Genomic DNA, 19,793 nt, shown 5'->3' with positions numbered 1-19,793 from the left:
TCAGCTGGATTGGGTCTTGTCATACTGGATAAGTGCCTAATTTCTGCCCTCGATGTCTGAATGCGCCTTAAACAAAGCCCTGACTTCGCTTCAGCCCGGCCATGTGCAAACATTTCTCTGCGGTAGTGCGGTAGATGCTCTGGGCCAGCTCCTCTCGGCTGACTGGGAACCGGTTCACAACTGCCGAGTCGTGACGCAGACCTGGAAGCAGCTGCCAGAGCAAGCGCAAATGATTGAGGACATTGTTGCCACGCTTGCCGAGGTGGCATTTGAGCTGTGGCCAGACTGGTACCAGCCGGGTTCATTTGTGAGTTCAGATAATACAGCGACAGATGCCCTGCTAAATCGGTACAGTGCCTTAGCACTTCAGGAAAAGCTTGAGGGGCTGTGTCAACCTTGGCTAAAAGCCGCCTTAAGGGCTCATCAGAAAGGAAAGATACCTGTGCTGAAGGCTTTTCCCCACGGCTTGCAGCTGGCTCAGCTCTCCCTTGCCATCGACCCGGCCTGCCTGGTGCTGGCCATCGTGATCGAGGACACTGCCCCTTTAGAACATCGACTATTGGGGCTGGCCAAAGCTGTCAGCTGGCTGGCCGACCAGTCCCAGGCTCGGATTGCCCTATTTATCTCTGAAGACTTATCAACGGCCAGCGAACTAGATTCGGTGCTCTATGGAGCAAATCGATTTGCTTCAACTGCTGCGTCAGTTGCTTCACCCCAGGCGGTAGAGGCCAAGCACACCGTATTCCCCATTCACGGCAAGCCGCATCCGTTTAGCCCTGGTGAGCAAAAGCTGGCGGAGTGGCTGGCCAAAGATACTGAGCTAGCAACCCTATTTCATTTCAATCAGTCCGTCAAAACTGTGAAACTGAGCCCGTACATAGTAGATTTACTCTGGGCGGAAGGCCGAGTCGTAGTGGAAATAGACGGGTATCGCCATCATGGCAATCAGTTTGGGTTTGCTCAAGACCGGCAGCGCGATTACGAACTGTTAATCAGCGGCTACGTTGTCTTGAGGCTGCCCCACGATCAGGTCATGGCCGATGTGGAGGTCGCTGTCGAAAAAATCCGCGACGTGGTGCGCTACCGTCGCCGTCAACTGTCTTTGCCAACCGACTTTGCCAACAGACATTGAGTGAGGTAACTGTGTGAATGAGCCGCTGAAGCCCAAACAGGAGTTAGTGATTTGGAACCTCCTGATTACGGGCGACGAGCCGATGATGTCCAAGGTCAAGCCTGGTCTGAATCCAACGGAGCGCCGTACTTTGGTCAATACGGGGCTGATTCGGTTGGAGAAACGCGGTCAGGCCAAGCATCTTGTCCTCGAAGATAAAGCTTGGGATTGGGTATCTGAGCGAATTGGGTCAGAAGACTTTACGGTGAAGTTCCCAGCCACGGCGACTACGGCAATCCCGGTTTTTCAAACGCTGCTGATGAAGCTGGGGCATTATCTGCGATCGCACAATATCCCCATCGCAGACCTGCTGGCAGACTCAGCCTCCACCGAAGTCAGCATCGAACCGCCCCCAGCCGAAATCCCCAAGCCCGATAGTCTAAAAGATGAAATTCGTAAAGCCTATGCGCAGGCCAGTCAGAATAGCGCTGGCCTCGGCATCCGCCTAAAGCAGCTGCGCCAGCATTTTAAGCCCGTTGAACCTCAATCTCTCGACGATGCGCTTCGATCAATGCAGCGGTCCGGGGAAATATATCTAATGCCCATGGAATATCCCCAGGACATTGGCCCTGAGGATGAGCAGGCCGCCATTGATCTGGGCGATGGCGAAAAACGGTACTTTATTTATATCCAAAATTAACTATGCTCGCTGGGTCTGACAAATTTCTGCAAGCGCTGCAAACCGTCGATTTTAGCTGGACGACTCACGTCAAAAGCATCTGGAATCCGCCCGCGTTTGACATTAGTGATTTGCATGGACAGGCGCGATCTCAGATCATCACCGCCGCTAAACAGCTCCAGGCATCCAATAGCGCTGAGTCGCCTCTAGGGCAGGTTGTTGGTGGGGATCCGGGGACTGGGAAAACCCATTTACTGTCGGCCATTCGTCAGCAGGCAATGGCCCAGGGAATTGGCTTTGTTTTGGTGGATATGACCGATGTCCGCTATTTTTGGGAAACCGTTCTACAAGGCTATATCAGCTCTCTGCGAGAAGATAGCGAAGAGGGAATTTCGCAGTTTCAACTGAAACGGATTGTCAAGTATTTAGTTGATCTGACCGGTCGTCACAATGTCTCTGCTGAGCAAATATCTGATCTCTCTGCTGAAGTGCTAAACAAGGGTATTAATGCGGTTTTGAAGGCAGTTAGTGAGAAGGATAGAAATGCTACTAGTCAGTACCAGGACGTGATTAGAGCTTTGTTACTACTCAACTCGGATGATTTCGGCTTCTCAGATATTGGATATTCCTGGCTCAGCGGTCTAGAGATTGAGCCATCTGCTAAGCAGCAGTTTGGGTTTAAAACTGCGTTAAAGACAAACTTAAGCGAGATTGTGAAAGGGCTATCCTGGATTTTGAGCCTTCAATCTCACTGGATTTTGGCGTTGGACCAGATCGATTCGATTGTCGCTCAGCACTGCTATGCCAGCGGTGCTTCTACTGAGGAAAGTACTGTCTTAGAACAGCAGGTTTCACAGTCGATCATTGAAGGGATCGGCGGTGGCTTAATGGCGCTGCACGAGAGCACTTCAAAAACGCTGACCATCGTCTCATGCCTACGCATCACCTGGGATATGCTCTGTAAGAAGGTGGTACGGTCCTTTCAGGATCGATTCAAAGTCCCGATAATGCTACTGCCAGTTTCTCAACAGGACATTGCGACGCGACTGATTGCATCGCGTTTGCAAGTCGCCTATCAACAGTATCAGCTTGAACCACCCTACCCAACCTGGCCTTTCCACCCTGACTTTTTCGAAGCGGCCCAGGGACAGACGCCCAGAAAAATTTTGCAGCGCTGTGAGCAGCATCGCCAGCGGTGTTTAGCAAACGCAGAAATTACAGAGCTTCGTTCATTTACGAGAACAGAGCCGAAGACTGTTATTAATCATGACTTTAATTCCATTGAGCAGAAATTTCAATCCATTCAGAAAAATCTTGAAATCAGCCAGGCCGTTGAAGAAGGTCACGAAGATGATATTCTCGGCCAGTGGCTACAGACTGCCGGTGAGTGCCTGATTAGAGAAAATCCCACGGCAGACAGCATCGATTCGCTTGTGGATATCGATTTTCCAGGAGGCAAAAACTATCCGCAGCTCCATGCGCGGTTGCGGCTGGTCTACCGGGCAGAAGGCGATCGCGAAAAGCATCTGTGCCTCCGAGCATTACAGCGTTCTCACCATGCTGCCTATCGCACTCGCCTGAAAGCCGCGATGACGACGGCTGGCATCGACCAGGCGCTGAGCTTTCGGCGGCTAATGCTGATCAGAACCCATGACGTTCCGGGTGGAGCGGCGACGCAGCGGCTAACCCAGGAGTTTTCAAAGGCAGGCGGCATCCTGGCCTATCCGTCCTCAGATCAGCTGCGCGTCATTGGGGCCTTGCATCAGCTCAAAGCGCAGAATCTACCCGACTTTGAGAGCTGGCTCCGGCAAAAACGACCCGTCTCTCAGCTAGCCTTTATGCAAGAGACAGTGAGCTGGTTCTTTGATGCTGCTACTAGTTCAGTCACCACCCACCAGAATGGGTCTGCTCAAACGACTGGACTGATAGAAACAGATTTCAGTGCCGACTGGCCCCAGAAGAATGAAGCACCTTCTTCAGGCAGGGGAGCCTCAGCATCCTCCGATCGAGAACCCGAGCATCGTGCGGATTCAGAAGCTGGATTGAATGGATTACCAATCGGTAGTCGCTATTTCGGTAGCCAGGTTGGAGACACCGTATCCATTCCGCTGGAGTCGCTGACTAAACATACCGTGGTGCTTGCGGGCAGCGGCACGGGTAAGACCGTGCTGGTCAGGCGGCTGGTGGAAGAAGCCGCGCTTCAGGGGATTCCGGCTATTATCATCGACTGCGCCAATGACCTGTCTCGAATGGGCGATCGCTGGCCCACCGCTCCCAGTATCTGGACTGAGCAAGACCGGCTGAAAGCAGAACGCTATCACCAGCAGACGAACACTGTCATCTGGACACCGGGCCGCGAAGGCGGTAATCCGATGAATCTGGACCCGCTACCCAACTTTTCTGCCCTTTCAGATAACGCTGACGAGCTCAATCAGGCTATTGATATGGCCCGAGACAGCCTACAAGATATCGTCGCGCCGGGACGGGCAGCCTCGGCCAAAATTAAACGCGGAATTTTGAGAAATGCGCTGGAGTATTTTGCGGAAAGCGGCGGCGGCAACCTTGAGCGGCTGGCAGAATTCTTAAATGAGCTACCCGCTGAGGCTTCCGGAAATATTGCCAATGCCCCCAAGCGAGCCAGAGAGATGGCCGACTTGCTGAATGCCGAAATCGCCAATAATCCTCTTTTACGCCAATGCGGTGCCCCGCTCGACCCGGCGGTTCTCCTGGGAATTAATGCCCCAGTCACTCGGCTCTCTATCATCAGCCTCATCGGCTTGCCCGGCCTAACGCAGCAGCAGCAGTTCCTGAATCAGCTGGCAATGACGCTATTCACCTGGATTAAGAAAATTCCTGTCCTTCCCGGACAGCCGCTCAGGGGACTGCTGGTGATCGACGAAGCGAAAGACTTTATCCCCTCGCAGCAATCCACCCCCTGTAAATCGAGCCTTTCTCGCCTAGTCGCCCAGGCCCGCAAGTACGGTTTAGGACTCATTTTCGCAACCCAAGCCCCCAAAAGCATCGATCATAATATCATCGCCAACTGCTCGACCCAGTTCTATGGCCGGGCCAATTCTCCCTCGGCCATCAACGTTGTGCAAGATCAGCTCCGCCAGCGAGGCGGCGACGGCCATGATATCGCTACACTGCAAAAAGGACAGTTTTATGCAGTCTCGGAAACTCTGACGCCACCAATAAAGATTCTCACGCCCCTATGCTTTTCCTATCACCCGTCCAGTCCCTTAGACGAATCGGAAGTGTTAGCCAGAGCAGCCCAATCTCGCCCGACACTCAGTTTATGACAGCTAGAATATTAAGCTGACCCACTTAAGTACCTGAGCATTGAAATTTACATAGAAGGAATTGTCATTCCGAGCATAGCGAGGAATCTCTTAACCACTGACGCTTCTGGGATAGATGCCTTGACAGACTCGGCATGAAATCAGGCTCTTCTTTGTAAAAAATGTGCAATTAATTTTGTTCGACTACTTATGAGGATTTTCAGATTCCACAATAGTCTTGCCGCAGCCTCTATAGATGCCCGTAGGTGCAGCCTACGGAAGACTTAACCGCATCTGTCATGATTGCACCGCAGAGGTTGGTGTCTTTCAAAATTACCTGATTGAGGCGGGCTCCCCGCAGATTGGCACCGCTCAGGTCAGCGCCGGTTAGGTTGACTGAATCAAACCTGGCGCCTCGCAGGTCGGCATTCCGCAGGTCAGCGCCGCTCAGGTCTACATGGCTAAATTTGGCCCAGCGAAAATAGCAGTGCGCACAGTGCCGGGTCGCCAGCAGCCTAACCCGATGCCATCCCGTCGTCGTCGGCATTAAAAGAGCCATCGCGACTGTAGAAGCAATCAGATAGCGAAGCTTCATTGGAAGTGTTAAGAACGTTCGTTAATGATACAACAATACAACGCTGTAAAGGTTTAGTTGGATAAGCTCAGTTCGTAATGAAGAGCCAGAATTTCGTCGAATCTTAGCACCGCCATAGCATATTCCCGCCCCTGACGGTCAGAAAATTCAACCAGGTAGCGAGGCAGCTCACCGGGATACACCTCAAGAATAGTGCCGACTTGTCCGATAGGTAGCACTTGAATGGACTCATATTCCGGCTCTACCAGAGTGAGCCTATCGCGGCTAATTGTCTGCAAGTTTGCGATGGTATCAAGGGCTGACAAACTTTCCATAAACTTACCTAATGAATGCAGAAACTAAACGAGGATTAGATTGAGCTGTTGTCAGTTCCCAAAGCGTGCGTAAAACAATAGGAACTTGACCAGGTATTGTCCAATCAACCTTATACAATTGACCAAACTCAGTTCTGTCTTGCTGAATAACCTCACCCTCAATAGCAGCTTCTGCAATTAATTCTTGCAGATCGCCTGCATTCTCAGCTGTGATCCCCAATGCTGATGCGAAAACTCTAGCTTTATGTTTACCAGAAGGGTGATTGGGATTTAGACAATAACCTGTGAGCTTTTCCATAGGAATAACCGCAGCTTCTCCGTTGGGCAACTTCATCTATCTGTCGCATTCACCAAAAATCCGAGTCGAAGATTTAAATTGACAGCTATTGTACTATTAAGCGCGATCGCTCATTTTACCAATGGCTCCATCCGCTCCGCGATAACGGCGTAGAAGGGGTCGCCGCCCGCCATTCCCAGCATCTGGAGGAAGGCGGGAGCGCTGGCGGGATTAGCGATGACTTCTGGCGTACTGAAGCCGGGGACGGATTGAAAGTAGCGTTTGACCAGGTTGACCCGGCTAGCCTCTGTGCCATCGCGCCAGGCGGAGATTGCCTTTTGGTAGAACATCCGGTGGGAGAAGCTGACGATGGCAATGCCGCCTGGCTTGAGGATGCGATAGATTTCGGCAAAGACCTTATCGGGGTATTGCAAATACTGGACTGAGACCGCATTCAGTACCGCATCGAAGGAGCCGTCTTCTAGTGGCAGCGCCTGATTTTCGTTGAGGTTCTGAACGAAGTAGTGATCCAGGCGAGGATTGCGGGCCAGCTCTGCCTGGTTGAGGCCGTGGCCTTCGACCCATTCGTAGGTAACATCGTCGGGCAGATGGGAGACCCAGCTGCTCATCATGTCAAAAATTCGGCTGTTAGGCTGAAGTCGCTGCCGGTAGAGGTCGGTTAGCTGCTGGATGAAGCCCTCGTCTACGTGGGTGACAAAGCGGGGGGCGCTATAGAATGAGGTGTCGCTGGTTTCGTCTAGCTTGGTGCGCTGGGTCGGTTCGAGCAGCATGGGAGTCGGGTCGAGTTACTTGCTTAGTGTAGAATTTTTGGCCGGACAACGAGTGAAGTCGTTCAGGTCAGCAAAAACTATCGGATTGAGCGAGCGCAGCAGTTGCTCATAGGGTTCCGACTAGAGCAGTGTCAAAATGCCAATGTCTATAGAATCGTCAAGCTCCCTTGATTTCAAACACTGTCTTTCATCAAGCAACTGTTACCTCATCTGAAAGGTAGACATCTTGAATCAGGTGAAATAGCTTGACCCCTTCTTTAAAGTCTCGCTGGAAGGTTTTGCGACCTGAGATTAGCCCGCAGCCCCCAGCCCGCTTGTTGATCACGGCGGTGCGGATGGCGTCTACAAAATCGTTGTCACCGGAGGAGCCGCCGGAGTTGATTAAACCTGCCCGGCCCGCGTAGCAGTTGAGCACCTGGTAGCGGGTGAGGTCGATGGGGTGGTCGGTGGTGAGTTCGGAGTAGACCTTCTCATCGGTGCGGCCGTAGCGTTCGCCGATGGCTTTAGAGACCGCGCCGTAGCCGTTGTTCACCTGGGGTAACTTCTGCTTGATGATGTCGGCTTCGATAGTGACGCCAATGTGGTTAGCCTGGCCGGTAAGGTCAGCGGCCAGATGGTAGTCTTTATCCTGCTTAAAGACATCGTTGCGCAGGTAGCACCAGAGAATCGTCGCCATCCCCAGGGCGTGGGCGCGGGAGAAGGCGGCGCTGACTTCTTGAATCTGGCGGGTCGATTCGGGAGAGCCAAAGTAGATCGTGGCCCCAACCGCAACGGCGCCCAAATCCCAAGCCTGGTCTACCGAGGCGAACAGGGTTTGATCATATTCGCTGGGGTAGCTCAGTAGCTCGCTGTGGTTGAGCTTAACAATGAAGGGAATCTTGTGGGCGTAGCGGCGCGAAGTCATCCCCAAAACGCCCAGGGTGGTAGCAACCGCATTGCAGCCGCCCGCGATCGCTAAATTCACAATGTTCTCAGGATCAAAATAAATTGGGTTCGGCGCAAAGGAGGCCGCGCCCGAATGCTCGATGCCCTGATCGACCGGCAGGATGGAGAGATAGCCGGTATTGGCCAGGCGGCCCGTGCTGTAGAGCTGCTGCAGGCTGCGGAGCACCTGAGGGTTGCGATCGCTCTGGGCAAAAATCCGCTCCACCCAGTCTGAGCTAGGGAGGTGTAACTGCCCCTTATCGACCTTAGCGGTATAGCCCAGCAGGCTATCGGCTTCGCTGCCGAGCCAGTCGGCAATCGTTTTGGATGATGAGGTGGCAACCATAATTTAAGATCCTCTGTTTACTGCTCAGTCGGTTCAGCCGCGGCGGACTTTGAACCAGGCGATGCATAATTCTCGCTTTAAAGGTTAGCGTAGCCTCATTCCCCCTACAAGCCTGGCAACCTCAGGCCGCCCCGATGAAGGAAAAATTTCTGTCCTGGGATATAGGCTAATGACTGGAGATGAGATCCCCATGCGTGCTTTCTGTCAGAGCGCCCTGGTGACGCTGGCGAGCGAGCAGTTTGAAACGATTGTGACCTTCTACAGCCAGCTTTTAGGGCAGGAGCCCCAGCCCTATCAGGTGCAGGTCTATGCCGAGTTTCAGCTGCCGGGTCTGCGACTGGGGATTTTTAAACCCAAAGCCGACAGCGCTCAGGAGTTTGCAGCGGCGTCGAGCGGCGGACTGAGTTTGTGTATTGAAGTAGCGGATTTGGAACGCGCGATCGCGCATCTCACCCAGCTCGGTCAGCCGCCCGGTCCGATCATCAGCGCCTCCCACGGGCAGGAAATCTACGCCTACGACCCCGCTGGCAATCGGTTAATCCTGCACCAGTCCAGCTCGTCAGGCTGAGGGCTTGTCTGCCGAGCTATCTGCGGGACGGTCTGGGGTAGGCTTTGTACGTTGCATCACCGCCTGCCGAAAGCCCAGCACAACCAAAATATTTGACAGGCTCAGAAACGATTCCGCGCTGCCGTGGAGCCAGTCCACGTTAGCCAGCTCTTGACCGTAGACCTGCTTAGCATAGATCCCCGCTGGGATGGTGACGACGACAAAGATCAGCAGCACATAAAAGCCTACCAGCGCCAGCCGGGGCGTCTGGCCAGACTTGGTCAAAAACCAGAGAAAACCCAGGTAGGGAAATAGGGAAAGGGCGAAGAGATTTTCTTTAGTCATGGGACTCCTGAGCCCTGCGAGCCCGCCAGATCCACCAGGCCGCAGCGCAGAGGGTGCAGTTGCCGACAACGGTCATCGCCGCCTGGGTGGTGACCAGCCAGTTCAGCGAGGTCGGATTGTCGAAAAAGTGCCAGGTGCAGGCGCACATAGCGCTGACCAGGGCAGGCAGCATAGCAAAGGACAGCGCCTTCCAGGCCGACTCACCGCTGACCTCGGCAAAGCGCCAGATAAACCAGATGGCCGCAATCCACTCGACCACGCTAGAGACATGCACCATCCAGGTTGGAATCGAAAGGGCATTCATACCTTCACCAAAACGACCGCCAGCAGCCTCTATTCTAGAAGGTGTTCCCGAACGATTGACGAAGGCAGCGAATGCGAGCAGTCCTCTGTGGCTATTACGGCATGGGCAACGGCGGCGATGAGGCGCTGCTGGCCACGCTGCTACAAATGCTGCCGTCGCCGGTAACGCCGATTGTGCTGTCGGGGAATCCAGCCGAGACGGCCCAGCGCTACGGCGTGGAGGCGGTCGAGCGCAAGTCGCTGCCGGCGGTTTGGTCGGCGCTACGGCAGTCGCAGTTTTTTATCTGGGGCGGCGGCAGCCTGATGCAGGACGCCACCAGCGCGATCAATCCGCTGTACTACGGCGGGCTGATGCAGCTGGCCCAGCTGATGGGGCTAAAGACGGTGGCCTGGGCGCAGGGCATTGGGCCGCTGAGGCGACCGTCGAGCCGCTGGCTGGCCCGGCTGGCGCTGCGAGGCTGTGAGGGAATTAGCGTCCGCGATCGCGCCTCGGCCCAGCTGCTAAGCGACTGGAATTTACCCTGCTTGCTTGCGCCGGACCCGGTCTGGGCCTTGGCATCGAAGCCGGTGCCCCAGCTCTGGAATCTGCCCGCGCCTCGGGTAGCGGTGGCGCTGCGCGCCCATCCCCAGCTCAGCCCTGAGCGGCAAGAAGTCATCATTCAGGCCCTGGTGAACTTTCAAAAAGCAACCCAGGTTTGCCTGATTTTGCTGCCGTTTCAGCCGATCAAAGATCGGGGGATTGCAGACGCGATCGCGGCGCGCCTGACCGGCCCCCATGCGATTCTCACGCCGACCAGTCCCCAGCAGCTGAAGGGCGTCTTTCGGGGGATTGAGATGACGATAGGGATGCGTTTTCACGCGCTGGTGATGGCGGCCGCAGAAGGGTGCCGCTGCTTTGCGATTAGCTATGATCCTAAGGTCGAGCAGATCGTGCAGGCTTTAGACCTGCCCGCCTGGACGCTAGCTCAGCCGGGTGAGTCAACGCTACCTGCTCTGCCCAGTGACGCTAGCACCCTGAGTCAGGCCTGGCTACAGTGCTACGCCAACGGTGACCCCCTGTCCGCCGACCAAATCCAGTCGCGCCTAGACCGCGCTTTGATGCATCAAGATTTTCTCATTGAGGCGTTTCAATAACCTATTGAGTGACCCCGGTTCCATGACTAGCGGGACCGCTTCAGCAGTAGTATAAACGGACTAATGAAGAAGCCTTATTTATGTTTTCTGAAGCGGTGCTTGAACCTGGAATTCAAACTCGATAGACTAAAAATAATTGATATCTACACAAAAGCGATTGAGGATATTTAACGAGATCGGCTATTTGTCACCGCTTTAATCAGGCTATACGTACGCATTTCTACGGAAATTGCGATGGATTGTCGGCGATTGCCCTCCAGATTGGAATTTCTGTGGTACTAATTTTTCATAAGTCAGCATTAGCGAGTTGCTAGTAGCGATCGCGGTTGGCCCACCTGAATCTATCCCGTTCATTTTTAAAGAATTTCAATCCCCCGGTCGCGGTTAAATACTGCCCACTTACAGCAGCTATGAGCGAACATCAGCCTTCAACCATGCCCCAATCTGATCCTGCGGTCAATCGAGCGGCGGATTTATCACCCGAGCCGACGCAAATCCGACAATCGCCCGATAGCCCCGACCAAAAGGGAGATAGTTTAAATGGGTCCAGTTTGAATAGGTCCGGTGAAACCGGTTCCGGCAAAAAGGGGACGCCCGACAGCGAAGCAGACTGGCAGGTGATTGAGTTTCCGAACGCCATCAGCCTCAACGATATTCCTGGCGCCCTGCCTGAATCTGAGCAGTCTGCCCCACCCTCTGCCCCGCTTCACGGCACTCCAGAGCCAGCCGCTGGCCAAACCCCTGGCCGTGAGGCCGAATTGCTCAGCTTGGTACGGGATTTGAACGAATGTAACGATGTGCTGCTGGGTCGGGTGACGCAGCTCGAAGCTGCCCTCGAAACCGCCCAAACTGCTCTCCAGTCTGAAATTGAACGGGCCCAGCAGAGCCACAATGCGGCTGGCGTACAGCAGAACCAGGTCACCCGGGCGGCACAGCATCAGATTGCCCAGCTGGTCAGCGAGCTCGATACGGCTGAGCAGGCGCTAAAGCGGCAGCAGCGTTTGAATGAAACCCTGCAAACTGAACTGAGCGTCAGCCAGGACCGGATTGCTCAGCTGGAGCGAGAATGTGCCCTGGTCCAGCAGCAGCATGGCGAGCAGTCTCAAACGCTGATCCATGCCGAAGCGGCCTGTCGCGATCTGCGATCGCGCCTACAGCGGCAGCAGCGCTACACTCTCCAGTTCAAAGTTGCTCTGGAAAAGTCGCTGAATGCCTCATCCCAGCGCTCGCTCCTTGGGGAAGAGACCGCTACCGTCGAGCCGGCGGTGACTGGCCCGGCCCCAGTCACGATGCCAAAAGCCCAGCGGATTCAGCCCTGGGCCTTGGACTCGGCTCCGTTTGAGCCAGTTGACTCCCATTTGGAATCGCTGATCCGAGGACTGAATTCGCGCGCACAGCCAACCCCAGACGAAGCTCCGGCCATGTCCGAGCCCAAACCCCTCGACCCGGAAGCAGAGATCCAGCTGTGGCAAGATTTGGAACGGGTGATTGACAGCTCAGCGATCGCCAAGTCGGAACTAGGGATGTCGGCAGATGCGCTAGAGGATTCCATAGAATCCGATCCGATTGCTGCCCGGCCGCTGGCTGAAGCCGCTGCCACACCTGCGCCGGAGCCGCTACCTGAGCCACTCGCTGAAGCCGTTGAAGCCGCCTTTGAGACGGTACCCGCCGCCGGGCCCAGCGCTAGCAGCCCGCCGCCGAGCCCGTTTACCGAACCTTCTCCCTGGGGCCAGCCCCTCACATCGCTGCCAGATCCGCCCCAGTCGGCATCACCTCAGTCAGTATCTGCCCAGGTGCCAGCGACCGAACCGAGCCTGCCTGCCGCTGCTCGAGCTCGGCCTAGCGCGGACCCAGCGGTGATGGCATCAGAGGCGACCTCATCACCGGCTCCGGTCGTCTATCCACTACGGCCCCAAAAGCGCGTGCCCTCACTGGCAGCGGTAGAGTTACCCAGCTTTCCCAAAAAAGCCAGCTCCGACTGATAGCAGGCTAGCGATTGGTGGCAACTGGAGTCGCGATCGCGCCCGGTGGCTGAATCGATTGGACTACTGGGGTAGGCCGACCCAAACCGTAAGAAAAGCGATAGCCCTGACTGCGCAGCCACAGCCACAGGGCCGGTCGCTTCCGTAACCAGGTCTGTTGCTGCGTCCAGCCCGGCAGCCAGCCCAGCAGTAGGCTGAGCAGAGCCATCCAGGTAAAGTGCAGATAGCTGCCCACCCAGCGCAGCAGATCGCGCGGCCCCGCCAGCTGCCAAATCCATCCCAGCAGGGCCGGATTGCGGTAGGCTGCGGTCAGCGCCATCCGGTTGAAGTCCAGCCAGGTGCCACGGTCCTTGATAAACCGATCGGCGACCGCTGGCGACTCGCCCGCCAAGATCCCAAAAAAGGTATTGAGCATAGCGTTAATCCGCTCGGGTGGCAGGGTCTGGCCAGTGGGCACCATCATGCCCTTGGAAAATAGCCAGGTAATCGCGACATTGCTCTGAAAGGCGCGAATCTGATTGAGATGGCGGGCCTGGAGCAGGTCGTGCTGCAGGGCAATGTCAAGCAGCTCCGTCAGTCGAGCCAGGTTGCGCACCAGCGAGCCAAATCCAGTAAATACCAGCGGCGACTGCAGCGAGGCGGCGTCTCCCAGGGCCAGCAGCCGGTCATAGGCGACACAGCGATCGCGATCGCCCACGCTAAAGTGACCCGGGATATAGCCAAAGGTCGGCTTCCGCCAGACTAGCCGATCGACGTCGCAGCGGCGGTACTCTGGCAAAATCGTAAAAAAGTCCTCGTACATTTCCAGCAGCGAGCCCGGATTGTCAGGATGGACTTCGTGGTAGTGAAAGAGGTAGATCGTCAGCTCCTTGCCCTGTCCCGGGAACAGCTCCCAGATCAGCTGCCGCCCCCGCGAAATGTCGCCGTGGCTGAACAGGACATCGCCATAGGCCGAATCCCAAACGCCAGGGTCAAAGCCAGACTCGACCGAAGCGCCCACGGTTGGGCAGACGCTGTCAAAGGCGCGACCGCCGTTGAGCTGCCAGGCAATCGGCGAGGCCGACCCCATGGCATCGATCAGCAGCCGCCCGGAGGCAATTCGGGGCCGGTCGGCAGCGCGATCGCGGGTGTGCACATCGACGCCGTCTGGCTGAATCTGAGCCCAGCAAAAGTCGGTCTGATCCCAGATGGTACCGCCCGCCGCCCGCAGCTTCTCACCACAGAGGCGCAGCAGCTTTTCCGAGTTCAGGCTGATATTGAGAACCGTCGGCGTATGCAGGACCGGCGCTTTGGCGACGGCGGGATTGTTGGCATCAAAAAACTTGTTAAACCCGTCTCGATACTCTCGCCCAATCAGCGTTTCAAACTCTGTTGGCGTAAACAGGCCCAAGTCAATTAGGCTCTGAAACTCATCCCTAGAGATATTCCACTCGCGGTTCATCTTGCTGAACGGCAGCCGCTCTACCAGCAATACCCGGTAGCCCAGATTGGCCATCACCGCCGCATGGATCACCCCCAGCGCTCCGCCGATGTAGATCAGGTCGTACCCGGAAAAGCGCTCTGCCGCCTGAGTCGCTACCGGCAGCGGCTCAGATGGCAGTTCATCTGGCTTAAACAGTACCTGCTGGGGCGTTTCAGGCTGGCGAACCGACTCTCGCCAGCGCTTTTCCCACCAGTAAACGCGACTGAGATCGGCCTCGCCGTCGGGCATTTTGCGAAAATACTTCACCGTCAGCGGATAGTAGGGGGCCAGCGCCTCGAATATGGGCTGCTGCCCGATCGGCGGCAGGGCAGGGTACTGAGGTGGAAACTGCTGCTGTAGCTGCTGCTGTAGCTGCTGCTTAAGCTGAAAAAGAAGATGCCTTTCCCGAGGCAGCCGCGTCGCTGAATGCCGAAAGACCTTCAGGTAGGTGGTGCGCTGCACCGACCAGACAAATAGCGATAGTTCAGCCCTGGGAGAGCCAGCAGAATTTGGGTAGGCGGTCGGGAATTCTATCCGGATCCCGTCGGGGGTGACGACCCGGTCTCCGGCAGGGAGCACAAAGACTCGCTGTAGCCAGGTTCTGACCGCTTCGAGATCGGGGGTAGGAACTTCTAAATAGAGGAGCTGTTTCATTATGAAGGGATATTAAACTTGACGGCATAGTCTAAAAATTTGTGACGCAACCGTCTAGAATACGCTACACTTCCGAGACATTTGATCCTTCAGTGGTTCATATTGCTGCCCCCAACCCGACTGCCTCTCACCTTAAACCCCAATGGCCCACACTGCTCTCAATGCCCTACAAAATGTAAGCTCTACTGATATAAGCTCCACTGGCGACTACGTCAGCGAAGACCATATTGCCGACGCCATTCTCAGCGTTATTCAGACCGCCCGGGCCAAAGGTCAGTCGCTAGACGAGCTGACGGCTGAGCTGCTAGAAGAAGATGCGCTGCTGGAGAGCGATGTTCGCTATCTGCTGAGTGAGATTGTCGCCCAGGCTTGGAGTCAGATGGCTTAGGCCGCTCTTGACTAGGCTAGGACAGCTGACGGTTGCCTAAGCGAGCCCGGAACCACCTAATCACCAGCGTCAGGATTCCCTACTGCCAATTGCCCTATTGCTAATTGTAGAACAGTACAGACAACCCCCACTATTCGTCTGCCCCGTCCGGTCCAACGCCAGTCCAACGGCAGTCCAACTCAGGCGACTGCAGACAGGATTTAGTCTATCAAGATTGGCATACTCGATCCCCGACTCAGGCTGAGAAACCGTCGATGTGGCTAACCACCAGCCATTCGCCAGACGGGTTCCAATGGCCGTGAAGCTTCACCGGTTGAGCCGCTGTCAAAGCCTGAAAAGCCCTATCTACGGATGGTTCAAGCGTGACTAGTCCACAGCCCTGAGGCGGAATTTCTGCCGCTGCGGACGGCACAAACCGATAGCTTTGGTGACCAGCGGCATGAAAAGTCCCGGTAAAGTTCCCAACCGCGGGCTCAAGGCTAGGCAAATCCGAACTCAATTCACAGTGACCCGTCAGCGGATAGCGGTCGGGATTATCCAAGTAGATGATTTGCTGGGCCTGCCACTGCGGCTGTTCCAACCGCAGATCAAATAGCGGGACAATCGCTGCCGGGGCGGAGGAATCGCGCAGCAAAGCTAGCTGGAGCTGGCGGACGGGCAGCTGACGCGGCTGACAGGCCTGCTCTAGACAGAGGGCCGCGGCCATTCCCGCGGCTTGGCCAATCCCTAGCACGACCGGCTGTAGGCGGGTAGCCCCGTTAGCGATGTGCGAGACTGAAATATTTTTCTCACAGACCAGCAGGCCATCTACCTCAGCCGGAATTAACGCCTCGTAGGGAATGGTAAAGGGGGTGCCGGTCCAGCGGCCTCCCCAGCGCAGGGATTTGGGCGTGAGCGGCAGGTCAAAGCCGGGATAGTGGTGATCGTTGGCATAGTTGCCAATCGCGATCGCGCTCACTTGCCCCTGCGCATTCACCGGCAGCGCCGCCACCTGCCCCCCGGCCATGGGCAAAATGTCCTGCTCCCGCACCGTCGTGAGACCCTGCACCCGGCGGCTCTCGCGATAGTAGGGCATCAGCGCAAAGGCGCCGCCCCCCAGGCCATCTGGCGAACTGGGAAACGCCGTACTGGCCAGTCCATAGCGCTGGCCCAGCTGGGTTTGAATATAGCGGGCAAAGGACTGGCTGTGGGCGATCGCGGCTCGGCCATAGTCCCGCCGGGCGGCCTCAGACTCGACCAGCCGCGTTAGGCCAACGCCATAGTCATTGCCCTGCTGCGGCCAGTTGAGCATAAAGCGATCGCCCGGCAGCCGACCGTAGTTGAGGAAGCGCTCGGGGCCGTAGCCGTCCCAAGCGCCCGCGAACCGATCTTCCGGCGTCCGAGCCGCCGGAATCATCGGCGCCGCGGCGCCGTAGTCCTGCATCACCGCAACCCAGGTCGGGGATTGAACAGGATAGCGCTGGGTCAGGGCATAGAGCGGATCGGCGGGGTCGTCCAAGGAGACTGGCGCGCTGGGTTCCTGCCAGCGCGATCGCGGCTCCCAGCCCCAGCGGTAGGAAACGGCTCCCAGAGCCAGCAAATCGCCGAGTTCAGTCCCGTCTACGGTCATCTGGGCCTGGATAGTCAGCTGATCGAACCGGACCCCGACGACGCGATCGCCCTGCCGCAGCATCGCCCGAGGCCGATGCCCCGCCAGCCATTTCAGATTGGGCAAGGCCTTCACCCAGTCGGCAAAAATCGCCGCGCCCACGGCGGGCTCATAGGTCGTAAAGCTGACCCAGCCGTGGTGCAGACCTCCCGGCTGCCGCCGCCGCAGCTGCCGCAGAAAGTCGCCCCAAAGGCCGGTTTGAAACGCCGCCAGCTCATTTCCATCGGGAGCTGAGACCCCCGCTGCCGTCAGCATCCCGCCCAGCCAGCCAAATTCAGACACCAAGATCGTCTGCGCTCCCCGCCGCGCCGCCTGAATCGCCGCCGCGCTGCCGCCGGTGCCGCCACCGACGACCAGCACTTCTGTCGTGAGTGTTTCCAATCGCAGTCCCTCTCAGACGCTCGGACGCCTGGAGCTAGAGATATGCGCTCACATCCTCGCCGCGGTCATCAGCAAGGTAAGACAGGGCCCGAAACCGCAGGCCAACCAGCTGTTCGTAGAGCGGATTGATCTTACACATGGGCGGAATATGAACGATTTTTTTGCCAAAGAGCTTCACATCCCGCTCAAAGGGGCACTGCGAAGGCACCAGCTTGCAGACAAAGCGAGCCAGCCGCGGATCGCTGACTTCCAGCTGATCGAGCCATTCGCGGGCGGGCTTGAGCGGGTCTACGCCGGACTGGTCCGGCGGCTGAAGCGAACTCTTGGCTGAGGACGGGGGAGCCGCGCTAGTGTCGGGGCTGGGCTCGGGGCTGAGATCGTCGCTGGAATCAGCGCTCAGATCACAAAGGGTGGACTGTAGCGATTCCAGCACGTCAGAATCTAGCTTCAGCGCCCGGCAGAAGGCCATCAGCTTTTCGTCTTCGGCCTGGGAATAAACGCCGTCGGCCAAAGCGACCATCACGGCCATCCGCAGAAAATTTTGAGCAGCTTCAGGGTCGAGATGTAGCTCTGCCGCTAGCTCGTCCGGCTCAATCGGCTCCAGAGAAGAAAGCTCCAGGTTAGGCGCGAACTCTGAATCAGTCATGACCTTGATCAGCTCTTTTTCCTGATCGTCAAACTGACCGTCGGCCCAGGCGAGCGTTAGCAGCCCGCGCAGCCAAACTCGGATCTGAGCAGGACTGTAGGGTTCTTGCAGTGCAGATGAAGATGACATAGAAAATACCAGTGCAGCTAGGCCAGCAGCTGATCAGCTGCCGTAGCTTAACTTTTTTGTGAATTGATTTTTTCGTTTATAGTGTAACGTTAACCCCTCATCGTCGATGGGTAAAGGATAGAGGCAGAACAAGTAGAACTCGGGTGAGACTAGCCCTTACTTAAGCGCTGGCCCAGCTCAGAGCCGGTTTTTCCGGTAAACACCCAAAGCAGCGATCGCGCCCCGTCTCGAAACTCCCGCACCAGGGTCTCTGGGCGGTTGGGAGCCGCCTGGGTAGGGACTGCGACTGGCTTGAAGTAAATTCCCTGACTGCCTAGGACAATTCTGGCGACGACGCTGGCCCGCCGCATGTGGTAGTCGGACGTAATCAGATAGACAGCTTCGACCTGCTCGGCCTTGAGCTCGTCGATCAGGGTCGTGAAGTTAGTGACGGTATCTACGGCACTATAGTCGAGCCGCCACTGCGAGGTCGGAATCTGTGCCTGGTTAAAAATCCACTCGGTATATTCAGGGTTGCTGCCAGACGAGATCCAGATTTCAACATTGGGGTGGGCCTTGGCAAACTCGGCGGCAAACTGTTCCCGTTCCGGGGCTCCCCCTAGCACCAGCGCCACGTGGGGCTGGGAGAGCCGGCTTTGCCCATAGGTAAACCAAACTAACGGTGCGGCCAGCGCTAGCAGCCCCAAGCGTAGCCCCCAATGGGCGCGGCGATGGGTAGGCGCGATCGCGGATTTGTTGGTTTGTATCATAGGGGTGATTCCGGAGGGCATTCAGACCAAAAGGATCTATGGAACTTTATCATTCCCAACTCAAGAAAAGAAGTTTTTGCTTTCGCTCGGGGCGATCACTCCAATCTGCTGACGAAGCCGATAGAAAATCTGCAATCGCGTCCCCGCAAAGCCCTCCGCTACCTCTAGCTGATCGAGCCAACAGTCCACTCGTCAGCACAATCAGCAACCCTAAGCAAAAATAGAGTGACTTTAAGAGCGCTCGGCGCATGGAGAAGCCTGCTTGAGCAATAACGGTATTCTGGAAGGGTCTGTTTGCTATAGGCTATTGAACCAGAATGGATATTTGCTAGTTCTGTCAGCCACTTTACTGAATCCACTACAACCGTCACTGTGAAATTTAAAAATACGCCCAATCGCTGTGTCGTCGTCGAGGGTAAGGAATGCTGGATCAGCCGTAGCGTTACCGTTCTGCCCGTCTTATTCTTTGTCCAGAATGATCAGAAATACGTGCCGCTGGGTCAGCGGGGGGCAGACCTGCCCGACGAGGTGGGCAAATGGGGCTTACCCGGTGGCTATCTCGACTTTGACGAAACGATCTCCGAAGCGATTGTGCGCGAAGTCTGGGAAGAGTTGGGGATCAATATTCCTCAGCTCAAGGGCGCCTACCCATTCGAGGGCTCGATCGAAAAGCCCTACGACATTATCAGTCTGCCGCGCTATCGCCAGAATGTCACTCTGAAGTTTCCGCTGATGTTCCATTTAGGTAATGCAGCCCTGCCTTTACTCAAACCGCAGGTGGACCAGGGTGAAGTTTTAGAAGCCCGCTGGTTCGAGGTTGACAAAGCTTTGGAAATGGACCTCGCCTTCAACCATCAGGCGGTGATGCAAGAATGCCTAAATACCTGCTTTTCTTAGCCATGTTTGAGATGCAGGATCGCAATCCATAGTAAAATCCCCCGAGCCGTAGCCCAGGGGATTTCGTTTTAGCTTAACCGAATGCCTAGCCGCTAGCCAAATCGACTGGCGGTTGAGGCAATCAGGAAGGCCGCGTAGGTCAGGATATAGCCCACCGTGAAGTGCGCCAGACCAATCAGCCGGCCTTGAACGATGGACATCGCCACCGGC

General features: G+C 56.2%; 20 protein-coding genes. 8 read left to right on the top strand and 12 right to left on the bottom strand.

The window, feature by feature from the left end; all coding sequences use genetic code 11:
• Positions 1 to 52 precede the first annotated feature (52 nt).
• Genes IQ241_RS14340 through IQ241_RS14330 form a run of 3 tightly spaced genes read left to right on the top strand, consistent with a single transcriptional unit; the run spans position 53 to position 5,092 of the window.
• Positions 53 to 1,132 carry an endonuclease domain-containing protein gene (locus IQ241_RS14340; RefSeq protein ID WP_193908328.1) on the top strand — a complete coding sequence of 360 codons (1,080 nt, stop codon included), beginning with the start codon at positions 53 to 55 and terminating at the stop codon, positions 1,130 to 1,132.
• A 13-nt stretch (positions 1,133 to 1,145) separates the two neighbouring features.
• Positions 1,146 to 1,811, top strand: coding sequence for a hypothetical protein (locus IQ241_RS14335; protein WP_193908326.1), 666 nt, complete (start codon positions 1,146 to 1,148; stop codon positions 1,809 to 1,811).
• A 2-nt stretch (positions 1,812 to 1,813) separates the two neighbouring features.
• Complete coding sequence (locus IQ241_RS14330) at positions 1,814 to 5,092, top strand: helicase HerA domain-containing protein (RefSeq protein WP_193908324.1); 3,279 nt, start codon at positions 1,814 to 1,816, stop codon at positions 5,090 to 5,092.
• 229 nt (positions 5,093 to 5,321) lie between these two features.
• Here the strand turns inward: IQ241_RS14330 and IQ241_RS14325 are convergent, their stop codons facing one another.
• From IQ241_RS14325 to IQ241_RS14305, 5 genes are all read right to left on the bottom strand, one after another.
• Positions 5,322 to 5,666 (bottom strand): pentapeptide repeat-containing protein, encoded by a 345-nt coding sequence (locus tag IQ241_RS14325; protein ID WP_193908315.1) that lies wholly within the window; start codon positions 5,664 to 5,666, stop codon positions 5,322 to 5,324.
• 53 nt (positions 5,667 to 5,719) lie between these two features.
• Positions 5,720 to 5,980: a DUF4926 domain-containing protein gene (locus IQ241_RS14320; protein WP_193908313.1), complete on the bottom strand. Its 261-nt coding sequence runs from the start codon at positions 5,978 to 5,980 to the stop codon at positions 5,720 to 5,722.
• A gap of 4 nt (positions 5,981 to 5,984) precedes the next feature.
• The gene (locus IQ241_RS14315; RefSeq protein ID WP_193908311.1) at positions 5,985 to 6,314 is read right to left on the bottom strand and encodes a DUF6883 domain-containing protein; all 330 of its coding nucleotides are present in this window, start codon (positions 6,312 to 6,314) and stop codon (positions 5,985 to 5,987) included.
• Between the two features lie 74 nt (positions 6,315 to 6,388).
• Positions 6,389 to 7,048 carry a class I SAM-dependent methyltransferase gene (locus IQ241_RS14310; protein ID WP_193908309.1) on the bottom strand — a complete coding sequence of 220 codons (660 nt, stop codon included), beginning with the start codon at positions 7,046 to 7,048 and terminating at the stop codon, positions 6,389 to 6,391.
• A gap of 190 nt (positions 7,049 to 7,238) precedes the next feature.
• On the bottom strand, positions 7,239 to 8,318 hold the full coding sequence (locus IQ241_RS14305) for a class I fructose-bisphosphate aldolase (RefSeq protein ID WP_193908307.1): 1,080 nt from the start codon (positions 8,316 to 8,318) through the stop codon (positions 7,239 to 7,241).
• Between the two features lie 190 nt (positions 8,319 to 8,508).
• Here IQ241_RS14305 and IQ241_RS14300 point away from each other — a divergent pair, with 190 nt between their 5' ends.
• Positions 8,509 to 8,886, top strand: a complete 378-nt coding sequence (locus IQ241_RS14300; RefSeq protein ID WP_193908305.1) for a VOC family protein — start codon at positions 8,509 to 8,511, stop codon at positions 8,884 to 8,886.
• Here IQ241_RS14300 and IQ241_RS14295 read toward each other — a convergent pair.
• Together IQ241_RS14295 and IQ241_RS14290 are read right to left on the bottom strand one after the other, a co-directional pair.
• On the bottom strand, positions 8,878 to 9,210 hold the full coding sequence (locus IQ241_RS14295) for a DUF3593 domain-containing protein (RefSeq protein WP_193908303.1): 333 nt from the start codon (positions 9,208 to 9,210) through the stop codon (positions 8,878 to 8,880). The genes IQ241_RS14300 and IQ241_RS14295 overlap by 9 nt on opposite strands.
• Positions 9,203 to 9,514: a DUF2499 domain-containing protein gene (locus tag IQ241_RS14290; RefSeq protein WP_193908301.1), complete on the bottom strand. Its 312-nt coding sequence runs from the start codon at positions 9,512 to 9,514 to the stop codon at positions 9,203 to 9,205. Before IQ241_RS14290 ends, IQ241_RS14295 begins: the two co-directional genes overlap by 8 nt.
• 71 nt (positions 9,515 to 9,585) lie before the next feature.
• Here IQ241_RS14290 and csaB point away from each other — a divergent pair, with 71 nt between their 5' ends.
• Both csaB and IQ241_RS14280 read left to right on the top strand, forming a co-directional pair.
• Entirely contained in the window at positions 9,586 to 10,647 is a 1,062-nt protein-coding gene (csaB, locus tag IQ241_RS14285) for a polysaccharide pyruvyl transferase CsaB (RefSeq protein ID WP_193908299.1), read from the top strand.
• A 434-nt stretch (positions 10,648 to 11,081) separates the two neighbouring features.
• Entirely contained in the window at positions 11,082 to 12,629 is a 1,548-nt protein-coding gene (locus IQ241_RS14280; RefSeq protein ID WP_193908297.1) for a hypothetical protein, read from the top strand.
• 7 nt (positions 12,630 to 12,636) lie between these two features.
• Here the strand turns inward: IQ241_RS14280 and IQ241_RS14275 are convergent, their stop codons facing one another.
• Positions 12,637 to 14,745 carry a flavin-dependent dehydrogenase gene (locus IQ241_RS14275; RefSeq protein WP_193908295.1) on the bottom strand — a complete coding sequence of 703 codons (2,109 nt, stop codon included), beginning with the start codon at positions 14,743 to 14,745 and terminating at the stop codon, positions 12,637 to 12,639.
• 142 nt (positions 14,746 to 14,887) lie between these two features.
• Here IQ241_RS14275 and IQ241_RS14270 point away from each other — a divergent pair, with 142 nt between their 5' ends.
• Positions 14,888 to 15,133, top strand: a complete 246-nt coding sequence (locus IQ241_RS14270) for a hypothetical protein (protein WP_228021720.1) — start codon at positions 14,888 to 14,890, stop codon at positions 15,131 to 15,133.
• A gap of 235 nt (positions 15,134 to 15,368) precedes the next feature.
• On the opposite strand, the gene IQ241_RS14265 is transcribed toward IQ241_RS14270, so the two are convergent.
• From IQ241_RS14265 to IQ241_RS14255, 3 genes are all read right to left on the bottom strand, one after another.
• Positions 15,369 to 17,162, bottom strand: a complete 1,794-nt coding sequence (locus IQ241_RS14265) for an FAD-dependent oxidoreductase (RefSeq protein ID WP_193908292.1) — start codon at positions 17,160 to 17,162, stop codon at positions 15,369 to 15,371.
• A 34-nt stretch (positions 17,163 to 17,196) separates the two neighbouring features.
• Positions 17,197 to 17,937, bottom strand: a complete 741-nt coding sequence (locus IQ241_RS14260; RefSeq protein WP_193908290.1) for a Mo-dependent nitrogenase C-terminal domain-containing protein — start codon at positions 17,935 to 17,937, stop codon at positions 17,197 to 17,199.
• A 149-nt stretch (positions 17,938 to 18,086) separates the two neighbouring features.
• Positions 18,087 to 18,686, bottom strand: coding sequence for a YdcF family protein (locus tag IQ241_RS14255; RefSeq protein ID WP_193908288.1), 600 nt, complete (start codon positions 18,684 to 18,686; stop codon positions 18,087 to 18,089).
• 372 nt (positions 18,687 to 19,058) lie between these two features.
• Here IQ241_RS14255 and IQ241_RS14250 point away from each other — a divergent pair, with 372 nt between their 5' ends.
• Complete coding sequence (locus IQ241_RS14250) at positions 19,059 to 19,583, top strand: NUDIX hydrolase (RefSeq protein WP_193908287.1); 525 nt, start codon at positions 19,059 to 19,061, stop codon at positions 19,581 to 19,583.
• A gap of 92 nt (positions 19,584 to 19,675) precedes the next feature.
• Here IQ241_RS14250 and IQ241_RS14245 read toward each other — a convergent pair.
• A partial coding sequence (locus IQ241_RS14245) for a hypothetical protein (RefSeq protein WP_193908286.1) occupies positions 19,676 to 19,793 on the bottom strand: 118 nt, incomplete at its 5' end.

The sequence above is a fragment of the Vasconcelosia minhoensis LEGE 07310 genome, from assembly GCF_015207255.1.
In the GTDB taxonomy this organism is placed as follows: Bacteria; Cyanobacteriota; Cyanobacteriia; order Phormidesmidales; family Phormidesmidaceae; genus Vasconcelosia; species Vasconcelosia minhoensis.
Note: the sequence above shows the minus strand (reverse complement) of the source record. Positions and strands in the feature narration are given on the sequence as shown.